The sequence below is a fragment of the Nostoc sp. NOS(2021) genome, assembly GCF_017115025.1.
Classification (GTDB): Bacteria; Cyanobacteriota; Cyanobacteriia; order Cyanobacteriales; family Nostocaceae; genus Nostoc.
Genome location: NZ_JABXKM010000143.1, coordinates 18,681 through 31,440 on the forward strand (window position 1 = coordinate 18,681; position 12,760 = coordinate 31,440).

The window sequence follows — 12,760 nt, forward strand, 5'->3', positions numbered from 1 at the left end:
ATTTTCTTTATCTTCTTTGCGCTCTTTGCGTCCTTTGCGGTTCGTTCTCCAAACCCATGAAACACCAAACAACCTCCCCTTGGACATTCATCCCCACCTTATATTTCACCTCCGGCATACCTTACATCATCATCAACACAGTTTCCGTAATCTTTTACAAAAAACTCGGAATAGATAACGCTCAAATTGCCTTGTGGACAAGTTTTCTCTATCTCCCTTGGGTCATCAAAATGTTTTGGGGCCCAATTGTCGATATTTACTCTACCAAACGTCAATGGATACTTTATACCCAATTTGCCATGTTCTGCTGCTTGGGTTTGATAGCCTTCTCCTTACAACTGCCAAATTTCTTTTTCATCTCACTCGCAGCATTAACAATAGGAGCATTTATTTCTGCAACTTATGACATTGCTACAGATGGCTTCTACCTCCTCGCCTTATCTCCAGAACAACAAGCCTTCTTTGTTGGTATTCGCTCACTATTTTATAGAATGGCTGTCATTTTTGGCTCAGGAATATTAGTAGTCTTAGCAGGTCAGCTTGAAGTATCTCTCAATAATATTCCTTTAAGCTGGACTATAGCTATTGGCTTCTCAGCTTTAATTTTAGCAATCCTGTTTATTTCCCATCGCCTAATTTTACCCTTACCTGAATCAGATAACCAACGACAAATACAAGCTAGGGAAAATATACCTTTTTGGTCAATTATTAGCTCATATTTTGCTCAGAATAAAATTATAAATATTTTAGCCTTTATCTTGCTTTACAGACTGGGCGAAGCAATGCTTGTGAAAATAGCTTCTTTATTTTTATTAGACAAACTAGAAGTAGGGGGCTTAGGGCTATCAACATCAGATGTCGGATTAGTCTACGGTACATTTGGGGTAATATCCCTAATTTGCGGAGGAATTTTAGGAGGCTTGCTAATTTCTAAATATGGATTAAAAAAATGTCTGTTTCCTATGGCTTTAGCATTGAATTTACCTGATATATTTTATGTGTATATGGCTTATACAAAACCTTCGTTGACATTAGTGTATCCCTTGGTTTCCTTGGAGCAATTTGGGTATGGTTTTGGTTTTACAGCTTTTAGTGTTTATTTAATGTATATTTGCCAAGGCGAATATAAAACTTCTCATTTTGCCATCTCTACTGGCATCATGGCTTTAGGAATGATGTTACCCGGATTAATTAGCGGTTATCTGCAAAAAACTTTTGGCTATCCATTATTTTTTGTCTTGGTTTGTTTACTAACCATTCCTGGGATGATTGCTATATTTTTTATACCTTTAAAAGAAGAACCGAAGCGTCATAATAATTAATATTATTACAGAACATGAGTTATGTTTTAGGAATAGATGGCGGCGGTAGCAAGACTGTTTGTGTCTTAATGAATGATTTGCGTCAAGTGCTAGGTCGTGGTGAAGCGGGCACATCTAATTATCAGACTATAGGTATCGAAGCAACTTTACAATCTATTCAATCTGCAATTCATCATGCGGTTGAGGCAACAATAATTACAAATACTGTGAATATTGATGCGATATGTCTGGGTTTAGCGGGTGTAGGTCGTACAGCAGATATCGAAGCAGTAAAAGGTTTAGTACAAGAGTTGCAAAATAGCAAATCTCTACCTATTACTTGGGCATTACAGCCAGCGAATATTATAATTGTTAACGATGCTTTAATTGCTTTAGTTGGTGGAATTGGTCAGCCAGTAGGAATTGTGGTTGCAGCAGGTACTGGTTCGATAGTTTTCGGGCGAAATCATCAGGGACATACCAAGCGAGTCGGCGGATGGGGGTATATTTTAGGAGATGAAGGTAGCGCCTATAAAATTGCGATCGCTGGGATGAATGCAGCATTAAAATCTTATGATGGTCGTGAGATGCCAACGAGTTTGGTAGAGGGTTTCAAACAGCATCTTGGTTTGACAAGTATAGAAGATTTAATAGAATTAATATATCGGCGAGGATGGGGAGTTAAACAGATAGCTGCTTTAGCACCAGTTGTAGATTTGGCAGCAGCTTCAGGTGATATAGTAGCGAATATGATAATTGACGATGCTGTAAAAGAGTTAGTAAAAGCTACATCTACAGTAATTGATGCAATTTTTAATGCTGACTCACTTTTAGAAGTAGTCACCACGGGAAGTGTGTGGCGCGGTAGATGCAAGATGCATGAAAGATTTACAGCATCAATTGTTAAGAAGTTTCCTGAAGTAAAGGTGATTTTTCCGAGGTATGAACCTGCTTACGGTGCTGGTTTGTTGGCGTTGCAGACAACTCAAAATTGACGTGAAGAAAGCAATAATAGGAGTTTTCAGTCTGCAAATATGCGCCCTAAGAAAGTTACTATTTCAGACCAAGCAGAGGTGGTAGCACTAGAATCATAACGATAACCGTCGTCGCGCATGAATGTATGTTCTGCTTCATACAAGAAAACTTGGTGAGGGATGTTAGCATTCTCAATTGATTTTATTATGGTTTGGCGATCGCTATCTGGGATATGAGGATCAAGAGTACCGAATACCATTAGCATCTCGCCTTTGATTTCACTTACCCGCTCGATTGTATCGGCTACCTCTTTACCCAGTTTGCCACTGGGAATACCAGTCGGGTAACAGCAGACGCAAGCCCGAATTTCGCTTTTAAATGCGGCGCGGAAAGCTAAATGTCCACCAATACAAAAGCCGAGAGTGCCTATTTGATTTGGAGAAACCGCACTCTCTGTTTTCAGAAATTCAATCACAGCCAGGCAATCGGCATCATAATCAGCTACCGAGGTTCGACGAGCATCGTCATTTCCGCGCATCCGTCCGAGATCGTCTGGCTCAATTACTAAACCAACTGGCTCAATTCGGTGAAAAATTTCTGGGGCTGCTACTACATAGCCGTATCCTGCTAAGTAGTTAGCTAGACGAATTATTGGATCACCTAACTGATAAATATCACTGTAGAAGACAATACCAGGGTATTTTCCGGCTGCTTTGGGAGCCGCTACATAAACACGCATTAAGCTGCCATCTACTCGTAACTCAATATTGCGCTTAGTGATTTGCACTTTTTTGTCTCCGTGTATTGCCGAAGGCATTCATCCGCATCTACACAATACCCGAAGTTTTGCCAGCATCCGGTTACTTTCAACCCACAATTTGGCGTTCTTCTGCCAGTGAAAGTTTGTTGCGATCGCCTTAATCCAGCCGTTATCTTAGCGACAGTAGGCTATCCCTCTTTGTTTATTAGCGTTACAAAGGTTAGCAGGGGAAGCGGAATGAAAAAGCGATCGCATTTTCACAAATTTTTTACGAACCGCAGAGGCGCAGAGGACACAGAGAGGTTAAGAGTGCGATCGCATTTCTAAAGCAGTCAAGTAGTTGTATTTGGTGTAATATGTCACAATAATAATTTTAGTTATCGTTATCAGGCCAAATGACAGAAGTTTTTGTAAATCCAGAATGCCCATTTTCATTAAAAAGTTTTGACCTTCTTACACAATTAAAAAATAATTCAAGTAAAATAGATTTGTATTTAAAACACGAAAAAGATTTTAAAAGGTATATTGAACAGCCATTTCAGCAGCTATGCCAGCTTACTATTGCTCAATTATCAGGTGAAATAATAAAATTAATTAATATAGAAATTGATTTATCTCTTGATTTAGATATTCCTTTTTTTGAGTATAATTTATTCTCAAAAAAAATGGAAATTAATTTCAATAATGCTCACTTTTTTATACGGATTATACAAAACGGTTTATGGTTTGGTTTATATATCTCTGAGAGAAGTGTTAACAGACAAAAATTTATTAAAAACATCCAAAATAATACAACACTTAAAGAAATTATTCTCCAGAATACTCGACTAACTGATAATGTCTCTTTCTTTTCTGAGTCTAGTCAACATATTAGTACAATTAATCCTTTAGCTGACTGGTTGAAAATTGTAGCTCGACAAAAGAGTGCTACTAAGTGTATTCAAGTTACTAAATATATTGGATATGACAAAGTATTAACTTTTGACTATCAACAGCTAACTAATGAAATAAAACAGCTGTTTGAAGGAATTTTTCCTTTATTTTTGGTGGCAACGTGTGATAAACCAATTACAGCAATTGAAGAATACTTAGATCAAACTAATATACAATATGCTAAATATTACTGCCAACAAGGAGTGAAAAAATATCAAGAGGAAAACCATCAAGATGCTATTCAACTATTTGACTTCGCTTTAGAACAAGCTCCCAATTTAGCTGATGCTTATCGATATCGAGGAAAAGTAAAAGCTAAATTAGAATATACTGACGATTCTATATCTGACTATAATTATTTACTACTTATTCAACCTAAAAATTATGAAATTTACGATGAGCGAGGTCAGATTTACTATAAACTTGAAAATTACGATAAAGCCATTGATGATTATGACCAATCTTTACATATTAATCCTAACTTCGCTTTAGGCTATTACCATCGAGGACTTACCTACTTAAAACTTAAAAATCAGCAAAAAGCTCTTGAGGATTTATGCAGAGCTACAGAATTATTTTACAAGGAAAAAGATGTGGATAATTACGAAGAAGCGCAGCGTATCCTCAAAACTATTTATCCAGACTATTCTGAACCTTTGTTTACAGAGATTAATCAAAATATCTGCTCTAAAGGTCTGCGTATTTCTAAAAGTATCTTGCGACGCTACCACTTAGCTCTGAAGACCAGAAAATTTGTAATTCTTTCAGGAACTAGCGGGACTGGCAAGACTTGGCTTACCAAAGCTTATGCTGAGGTAGTAGCGGCTGAATACCTTTTAGTTCCTGTGGCTCCTAATTGGACTACTAACGAGGATTTACTCGGCTACTTCAATCCAATGGACAAAGAATACCATTACACTGCGTTTAGTCATTTTTTAGAAAAAGCGGCTCAAGAGTATGAGCAAGCTCAAACAGAAAAACGCACCCCTAGACCTTACCATTTAATCTTGGATGAAATGAACTTAGCACGGGTAGAGTATTACTTTGCCAAGTTTCTCTCAGTGATGGAAGTTAGGATGCGTGAAGGACTAGCCCAAATTGAACTTGCATCCGAGAAACAAGTTTTGTTACCACCTAACCTTTACTTTGTTGGCACAGTCAATGTAGACGAAACTACTCACAATTTTGCTGACAAAGTTTATGATCGAGCGCAAATGATAGAACTTGAGGTTTGCCGTAATGATTTATTTGAGCATTTGGGTGAAGTTGACTATCGTGAAATTTTAATGGAAGTTTGGGATAAACTGCACCTAGTAACCCCATTTGCTTTTCGTGTTTTAGATGAAATCAATAACTATGTGAATGAAGCTAAAGTTTTGGGTATATCTTGGGAAGAAGCTTTAGATGAACAGCTGTTACAGAAAATTTTGCCCAAACTTAAAGGTGCTGATGATAGGGTGGGAGAAGCCCTTAAGGCATTTGTTGATATTGCTGAAAATAAATTTCATCTCAGCCACGCTAAAGCTAGCAAAATGCTAAAAACATTTGAACAATATGGATTTACCTCCTACTTCTAAACTAAGTTTTCTTAGCCGCGAAGGCGAGATTATAGAGGCTCCAGGTGAGTGGCAACCTGCTTGGCTGGAAGTTCATGTGCCTCAAGAAAAATTACAACAAATACGGCTTTGGCTTCAAGATAAAAAACTCCCACTCTTGGTAATGGATTTGAGTGGAAAGTTTCGAGTACTAGCTGAGTGGCCTCGCTCAAACCCTGGCTACTACCGACTGCGACTTGAGTATCAAAATGAGATTGAGGAACAGACAATTGCGGTTTGGCCTCAGAAAATTAGTCGTGAAGCTTTTGCTCAGATGCTAGAGGATCTCGATTCTCGTCTGCCAACCTCAGTAGCGATAAGCTTACAGCGTACCGGGGCTTTAGCTGGTCTGAAATTACCACAACTAGGCGAAACTACTTTAGCTCAGGAATTAGTTCGCTTACGTCGAGCTATTAATGGCACAGGCAAAAGACCAGGACTGAGTAAGATTTTGAGTCAACTTGCTCGCAATCCTCATCAAATCCTCAAAACTAATGAAATTTGGGTTCGGCAAGATCAAGTCCGCAGACCTCCTCTTGGTGGGCTAGTTCAGGCTTTTTTTCGAGGGCATAACTTGGATGTGAGTGGAAGACCGATTCGCGTACCGGATGTCCGAGTTGAGCATACTGTTGATGTTTACGAGAACCAGTTGATTAGGTTATTTTTCGAGCTTGTAAATCAGAGACTTAGACGAATTCGGCAAGCTGTTGAAGCTGACCGTAAAGGTAAGCCTTTGGAAGAGATTAAGTCTCTGTTTTACCAATTAAAAAAGGCTCGTCAACAAGCAGCTTTTCTGGATGAGGTCAGCCAGCCTAAATATTTGCCCAATCAAATTACGATGGTTTTGTTAAACCGTCCACTTTACCATGCTGCTTTGGAAGGCTATCTGGAATTTATCAGAAGTCCTGCTGTGCGTTTGGATGATTCAGACCTTGATGCACCTTTGGAGAATCTCTACAAACTTTACCAAATTTGGGGAACTTTGTGGATAATTGCAACGCTACTGGAAGTAGCCATACACAAAGGATACCAAGTTGAAACCCAGTGTTTAGTTGCTAGGGATAAAACGGGAGTCTACGTCAGAATTTTACCCAATGGACAACCAGCATTAGTTTTAATTCACCCGCAACACAAGACAAAAATTAAGTTAATTCCTGAACGAAGCTATGGCAAAGATGGAGAACTGCAAAGCGCCAGCGTTACATTAATTCCTGATGTAGCAGTAGAGATCAAACTAGCTAATGGCTCTCAACAAGTTTATTTATTTGATCCCAAGTACAAACTTGAGAGTGAGTCACAGGAAAACACAAGCAATGAAGGAAAGCCTAAAAGTGCTGATATTCAGAAGATGCACACTTACCATGACGCTATCCAAAACAGAGAAGGTAGGCAAGTAGTTAATTATGCTGCGATTATTTACCCTGGCTCCTATGTATCTCATTCCAACGCTGAAATTGAGGCTCTTCCAGCTTATCCTGGGGCTGAAAGTATCCTACAGGAGCATCTGCGTCGCGTGCTAAATAAAGCCCTCGAAGTTTCCTGACAATAAACCATCTGGACTTGTGATGTCGGACTTGACGAACCCGGCAAATGCATTCATGGCATAAATCAGATCATCTACAAAATACCCGAAGTTTTTCTACCATCCGGTTACTTTCAACCCACAATTTGCCTTTCTTTTACCATCACTACGATCGCTTAATATCCCTAGTCAAAGTTTGTTGCGATCGCCTTAATACATACACCCGTTACCTTAGCGAGGTAAACTAGTTAAAACTCACACCAATAATTAGTAAAGGGGATAGATGACATTCACTTGTGGCGAAGCACCCATCCCCGAATAGCTGCCCAGATGATCAACCTGGAATCTATAGTCCGGTATCTAATCATCCAAGTATCGTCCGAGATATGTCGATTGTCACTGGGATAGATACTGATTTACAAGATATCTACGAAAAGATAGTTACACAATTACTTTTGTTCACCCCTTCTTCCATCCCCCATCGCCAACAGCGCCGTCCCGTAAGCCGCTTCTGTATATACTGACGCTACTACAGGAATCTGCAAATGACGCGCCCTAATTGCAGTCCAAGTGTCATTTACCGCACCACCTCCAGCAGTATAAACACGGCTCAACTTGTCTGCTCCCATTTGTTGCAATAATTCATACCCTCGCGTTTCTATGCGGGCAATGCTTTCTAACAACCCATACAAAAATTCCACTGGGTTATCTGGGCGTGGTTCCAATCGTGGGGGTAAATTGGGATCGTTAATGGGGAAGCGATCGCCTACCTTCAACAACGGATAATAATCTAACTCGCTGGCTTTTGATGCATCAATCTCACGGCTAAGGCTTTCTAACTCAGCGTTTGTGAAAAATTGCTTAAGCACTGCACCCCCAGTATTAGAAGCACCACCAGTCAGCCACAAATCACCCAGGCGATGGCTGTAAATTCCATATCGCGCATCCTCTATGCGGGTACGACTTAACAACTTTAGTACCAACGTTGAACCAAGGGAAGTCACGGCTTCACCAGGTAATTTTGCGCCACTGGCGAGAAAAGCCGCAATACTATCAGTTGTACCAGCGCATACCAAACAATCACTGCGTAAACCGAACTTATCCGCAATTTCAGGGCGCAATTGGGCAATCGGAGTCCCAGGAGTTAAAACTTTGGGTAGCTGAATCGGTATTTGCAACTTTTCTAGCCATTCTGGGTATTTCAACTCTTCCACGTCATAACCCAGCTTTAAAGCATTATGGTAATCGCTAATACCCAACTGACCATGTAGGAGAAACGCCAGCCAATCTGCTTGATGCAGGAAATATCTAGCTTCACTAAAAGAGGGTAATTGCCTCATCCACATCAATTTGGCCAGGCTGGAGGTGGCACTCAACACGGTATGATTGGGGGGTGCGATACTCCTCAAATGCTCTAGCACCAATGATCCCCGCGCATCGTTGTACAGCAATGGTGCATCTGTTGGATTGCCAGCAGCATCGACCAGCAAGACGGTGGAAGAAGTACCATTAATTGCGATCGCTTTAATTTCTCGCCGCAATTCTTCAGGTATTTGTTCCACCAGCACAAACAAAGCCTCCTGCCAAAAACTTGGCGTAACAGCCGCTGGTGAGTCCTGGAAGGGATATCGCACCTCAGCTTGAATATAAGAAGCTTCCTCGTCAATCACCACACCGCGTGCGCCAGATGTGCCGAAGTCGATACCCAGATATAAATTCATATTTTTATAAATTTTTCTCAGGTCGAATAACTAACGACTACTGATTAATAACTGCTTTTGTTGCATCTTGTAACAAGATATTCCCCAATTCTGGCAAAACAAGGAAAAGTAGTAAACGAACTGTTCAAAATCTATTCAGGTTAGGAGGTTTTCAGCCATGCCTATCTTAGATACTCTGTACATCGCTCAGATATCTTCCATCTCAGATACTCAAGTCTACATCGCTCTAGTTGTGGCGCTGATTCCAGGAGTTCTAGCTTGGCGATTAGCCACAGAACTTTACAAATAACGCTACGATGTGACACAGTTAAAAAGCTAATAATCCTGGCAGTACGGGGTGCAATTTCCAAACCTTATGGTTTTATACTATAAGTACTTAGAAACCTTGCACTTACGTAAGCCAGGTTATTTTTTAACTGGTGCAACACTTGTAGCTATTTCAAAAAAATGAAGTAATATGACAGCTAAGATCAAGCATTCAGGAGTGCTGAGTGCTGAGTGCTGAGTGCTTCCCTTCACTAAGCGAGGTTATTTTTTAGCATCATGAACGCGATTCAACCGTCTAGACCTCCGTTACAACCTATACAAAAACGCCGAGTCATTCCTCGACCAAAGCGGCATCTTCGTCAACGTTCTTACCAGGTGATGGCACTGGAAAGCACTGCCAAAATAGCGGTTAATCTTGTGATTACAGCCGTTGCCGCATCTGCCCTAGCACAACTTTTGTCTTATCATTGGTCACAGCAAGGAAAGTTGCGAGAAATTAGTACTGAAGTCAAGCTGATGGAAGGACATGTCGATGGTTTGCAGGCAGAATTTAGCCGTAACTTCGATCCTCAGCAAGCTAAAAGTATTAGACAACAACAAGGATACCGATTTGATCCCAGTCAGCGTCGGGTGGTGTTGATGAATCCGGATCGCCGAGAAGATGAAGAAACAGAGTCATCACCCTAAGACAAATAGCGAATTTAGAATTATTTAGGTTTCTTGTGATTCTGGCTACGTATAAACCGGGTGTTAATTTATATTATTGCTAATAAATAATGGTTAATAGCTAATTTTTGAATAGCTATGTAGTTCTCATCTATTAGTCATTAACGATACAGCGTCGCTCCGATCCAATTCAAAATTCAAAATTCAAAATGAAGAATCTACTTTTTGAATCTTGAATTTGCAAAAAGGACTAATCTACCAATTAGGACGCTGATTCAGATAGCAACTCGTTTAGCTGATTTTCGAGTTGTAAACGCAAGCGACAACCAGTAATATCCTTACTATTGTCGATAGAGGGCAGTTGAGTGAGGGCGCGACGATAATCAGCGATCGCACAATTCCAGTCGCCCCAAAGATGGTAAGTCCTGCCGCGTTCAGCCCAGATATGACCTTCTAGTTGACCGAAAAGCAGTGCTACCTCAAAATTCTCAATTGCCTCCTCATATTGCCCCAAGTCACGCCAGGTAATGCCTCGGTTAATCCACGCCCGGACGTGGCAAGGATTTAAATTAATTGCTTGATCGTAGTCGGCAACTGCTGCTGCTAATTCTCCACAAGCAGCGTAGTAATTTGCCCGATTGTTATAAGCGCTAGCCAAATTGGGATTAAGGTTGAGGGCGGTGTTGTAGTCGTAAAAAGCTTTTTGCCTTTCGCCACCTTGGAAATAAATTAGCCCCCGGTTGTTGTAATCAACGGCATTGTGGGGATGCCGAGAGATTAGTTGGCTTAAAAGTGCGATCGCCTCAGTATAATCTCCTTGTTGAGCCGACTTCAAAGCAAAAGAGCGTAAGTAGCTATCCCCCAAAGTAGATTTGCTGCGATCGTTTGTCCTATGCTCTTGGACTTTCCTTGTACTATTTATAACATATTTGTATTGCTTGCTTTGCTGGTCACCGTCAGCTAAAAATGAGTGAATATTCATCTTTCCCTGCCTGAAATACCTGCTTTGTGAAATCAAATTCTAGTTTTTTCCTGCTGGTGGTTTTACCACTGTGTTTATTCTTAAGGTATTTATGGTTACTTGGAAGCCATCTTAAGACTGAATTTAAACTACTCACACCAGTAGAAGTCTACGCCCTAAATAAACAATTGCTCCTCAAACCTAATCATGGATACTTGATCCCGAAGCTGAATTCCAGAAATGGCAGATGTTAATCTCAAAGACTAGTCAAGTAGTGAGAGCGACAAATTGGTAGAATGCCAACAAGCCGTTCATTAAAGAGGGGAATGAGGGGAAGCAGGGGCAGAATAATTAATGCCCAATCCCCAATCCCCAATGCTCAATCCCCTAATCGCTAGATTCAATTTTTAAGTTTTGAGAAATTTTCCGATGACAACTGCAATTTCCTATCCCAATGCCCCTGATTTAGCAACCGATGATTACATTGTTATCGGCTTGGCAACCTGCTTCGTCAAAGAAGATGGAGAAGTTTATCAAATCGAAGTTATAGAACCGATTCCCTCTGCGGCTTTGGAAGCGCTTTTAAAGGGCATCCCTACCTCCTATAAGCTGGCTCATGCAACAACTTTGGGATCTGTGCTGGATGGCGATTCACAACTAGTGCCAGATGGCTTCCCAGAGTCGGCTCAGTTTGGAGAGGAATTTGTGCCAAGGGCATTTGCAGCAGCTCGTACTTACAAGCGTCGTGAATCTGCAAAATCCCTGATTCCCTTAGGTGCAAACTACACTGAATTTAAATATTCCATTGAGCGCAAACGGGTGTTAAATGCCGCTAGAGTTGTCACCAAAGAAGACAACGTTAAACAACATTCTCACACTCACAAAGTTCTTTAAGTAATTATGCTAAAACTTTACGGCGGCGCTCGTAGTCGAGCCTCAATTGTTCACTGGTATTTAGAGGAAATAAAAGTTCCTTACGAATTCGTCAAGCTTGATATGCAGGCGGGTGAACACCTCCAGCCTGAATATTTGGCAATTAACCCATTTCGTAAAGTTCCAGCAATTGTTGATGGGGATTTTAAACTTTGGGAATCTGGGGCAATTTTGTTATATCTTGCCGATAAGTATAGTAAAAGTCCACTTTCACTAGAGGAACGTGCTGTATTTTCCCAGTGGGTATTGTTTGGAAATTCCACCCTAGCTACAGGGATTTTTGTAGAAGCAAATCGGGAGCGAGAAATGCCCCGCTTGTTGACTCCGTTAAATGAAATTTTCAGTAAGCAACCTTTTTTACTTGGCAATGAGTTCACTGTTGCTGATGTGGCAGTGGGGTCTGTTCTGAATTACATTCCCATCATGCTGAAGCTAGACCTTAGTTCCTACCCAGAGGTGTTGAACTATATGAAGCAGTTATCTGAGCGTCCGGCATTTCAAAAAAGTATTGCCGGAACAACTTAAAGTGATTCGTAATGACGCTCGCGGACTCGCTACCGCTACGCTAACGTAATTCGTAATTGAAGTCTTAATTACGAATTACGAATTTGTTAGCGATAATTTGTAAATTGTAAAGCCACGGGGTAGTCTTCTTGTTTCAGTCGCTGCATGACAACTTGTAAGTCATCTTTAGATTTGGCAGAAACCCGCACCGCATCCCCTTGAATTGAGGCTTGTACCTTTTTGAATTCGTCCCGAATCAATTTGGAGATTTGTTTGGCGATTTCCTGACTGATACCTTTTTTGAGTTTGATTTCTTGACGCACGCGATTACCACTGGCTGATTCAACTTTGCCAAAATCAAAGATTTTCTGGGAGAGGTTACGCTTGGCGGCTTTTTCCCGCAGGATGTCGTGTATAGAATCTAGGGTAAACTCGCTGTCAGTACTAACGTTAATACTTTCTTCGACTAACTCGACAGTAGTTTGAGTGTCTTTGAGGTCATAACGACCTTTGATGTCTCGTATAACTTGATCGACAGCGTTAACCAACTCTTGTCGGTCAAAGTCGCTCACAATGTCAAAGGAAAAAGTAGAAGCCATAAAACATTTTGGATTTTAGATTT

At 40.6% G+C, this 12,760-nt stretch carries 13 protein-coding genes; 9 read left to right on the plus strand and 4 right to left on the minus strand.

Going from position 1 to position 12,760, the window contains the following annotated elements:
• The first annotated feature begins 56 nt into the window (after nt 1-56).
• Nucleotides 57-1,322, plus strand: a complete 1,266-nt coding sequence (locus HWQ41_RS18780; RefSeq protein WP_292765915.1) for an MFS transporter — start codon at nt 57-59, stop codon at nt 1,320-1,322.
• Between the two features lie 14 nt (nt 1,323-1,336).
• Nucleotides 1,337-2,296, plus strand: a complete 960-nt coding sequence (locus tag HWQ41_RS18785; RefSeq protein WP_292765917.1) for an N-acetylglucosamine kinase — start codon at nt 1,337-1,339, stop codon at nt 2,294-2,296.
• Between the two features lie 26 nt (nt 2,297-2,322).
• On the opposite strand, the gene HWQ41_RS18790 is transcribed toward HWQ41_RS18785, so the two are convergent.
• Entirely contained in the window at nt 2,323-3,063 is a 741-nt protein-coding gene (locus HWQ41_RS18790) for a dienelactone hydrolase family protein (RefSeq protein ID WP_292765919.1), read from the minus strand.
• A 368-nt stretch (nt 3,064-3,431) separates the two neighbouring features.
• Between HWQ41_RS18790 and HWQ41_RS18795 the strand changes: the two genes are divergently transcribed.
• From HWQ41_RS18795 to HWQ41_RS18805, 3 genes are read left to right on the plus strand one after another with little or no spacing between them, the layout of a single operon-like run.
• Nucleotides 3,432-5,546: a tetratricopeptide repeat protein gene (locus HWQ41_RS18795; protein ID WP_292765921.1), complete on the plus strand. Its 2,115-nt coding sequence runs from the start codon at nt 3,432-3,434 to the stop codon at nt 5,544-5,546.
• A complete protein-coding gene (locus tag HWQ41_RS18800) occupies nt 5,524-7,107 on the plus strand; it encodes a DUF2357 domain-containing protein (protein ID WP_292765923.1) in 1,584 nt (527 codons plus the stop codon). The genes HWQ41_RS18795 and HWQ41_RS18800 overlap by 23 nt, the downstream gene beginning before the upstream one ends.
• Nucleotides 7,108-7,154: 47 nt before the next feature.
• Nucleotides 7,155-7,334, plus strand: a complete 180-nt coding sequence (locus HWQ41_RS18805; protein WP_292765926.1) for a hypothetical protein — start codon at nt 7,155-7,157, stop codon at nt 7,332-7,334.
• A 201-nt stretch (nt 7,335-7,535) separates the two neighbouring features.
• Here the strand turns inward: HWQ41_RS18805 and HWQ41_RS18810 are convergent, their stop codons facing one another.
• Complete coding sequence (locus HWQ41_RS18810) at nt 7,536-8,807, minus strand: FGGY-family carbohydrate kinase (RefSeq protein ID WP_292765928.1); 1,272 nt, start codon at nt 8,805-8,807, stop codon at nt 7,536-7,538.
• Nucleotides 8,808-9,006: 199 nt separating this feature from the next.
• Here HWQ41_RS18810 and psaM point away from each other — a divergent pair, with 199 nt between their 5' ends.
• A complete protein-coding gene (gene psaM, locus HWQ41_RS18815) occupies nt 9,007-9,096 on the plus strand; it encodes a photosystem I reaction center subunit XII (protein ID WP_040630342.1) in 90 nt (29 codons plus the stop codon).
• A 254-nt stretch (nt 9,097-9,350) separates the two neighbouring features.
• Nucleotides 9,351-9,761 carry a hypothetical protein gene (locus HWQ41_RS18820; RefSeq protein WP_292765931.1) on the plus strand — a complete coding sequence of 137 codons (411 nt, stop codon included), beginning with the start codon at nt 9,351-9,353 and terminating at the stop codon, nt 9,759-9,761.
• A gap of 241 nt (nt 9,762-10,002) precedes the next feature.
• Here HWQ41_RS18820 and HWQ41_RS18825 read toward each other — a convergent pair whose 3' ends face one another.
• Complete coding sequence (locus HWQ41_RS18825) at nt 10,003-10,722, minus strand: tetratricopeptide repeat protein (RefSeq protein ID WP_292765934.1); 720 nt, start codon at nt 10,720-10,722, stop codon at nt 10,003-10,005.
• Nucleotides 10,723-11,130: 408 nt separating this feature from the next.
• On the opposite strand from HWQ41_RS18825, the gene HWQ41_RS18830 reads away from it, so the two are divergent.
• Together HWQ41_RS18830 and HWQ41_RS18835 are read left to right on the plus strand one after the other, a co-directional pair.
• Nucleotides 11,131-11,595 carry a hypothetical protein gene (locus tag HWQ41_RS18830; protein ID WP_292765937.1) on the plus strand — a complete coding sequence of 155 codons (465 nt, stop codon included), beginning with the start codon at nt 11,131-11,133 and terminating at the stop codon, nt 11,593-11,595.
• Nucleotides 11,596-11,601: 6 nt separating this feature from the next.
• Nucleotides 11,602-12,159 carry a glutathione S-transferase family protein gene (locus tag HWQ41_RS18835; RefSeq protein ID WP_292765939.1) on the plus strand — a complete coding sequence of 186 codons (558 nt, stop codon included), beginning with the start codon at nt 11,602-11,604 and terminating at the stop codon, nt 12,157-12,159.
• Between the two features lie 86 nt (nt 12,160-12,245).
• On the opposite strand, the gene HWQ41_RS18840 is transcribed toward HWQ41_RS18835, so the two are convergent.
• The gene (locus HWQ41_RS18840) at nt 12,246-12,737 is read right to left on the minus strand and encodes a YajQ family cyclic di-GMP-binding protein (RefSeq protein WP_292765941.1); all 492 of its coding nucleotides are present in this window, start codon (nt 12,735-12,737) and stop codon (nt 12,246-12,248) included.
• Nucleotides 12,738-12,760: the final 23 nt, after the last annotated feature.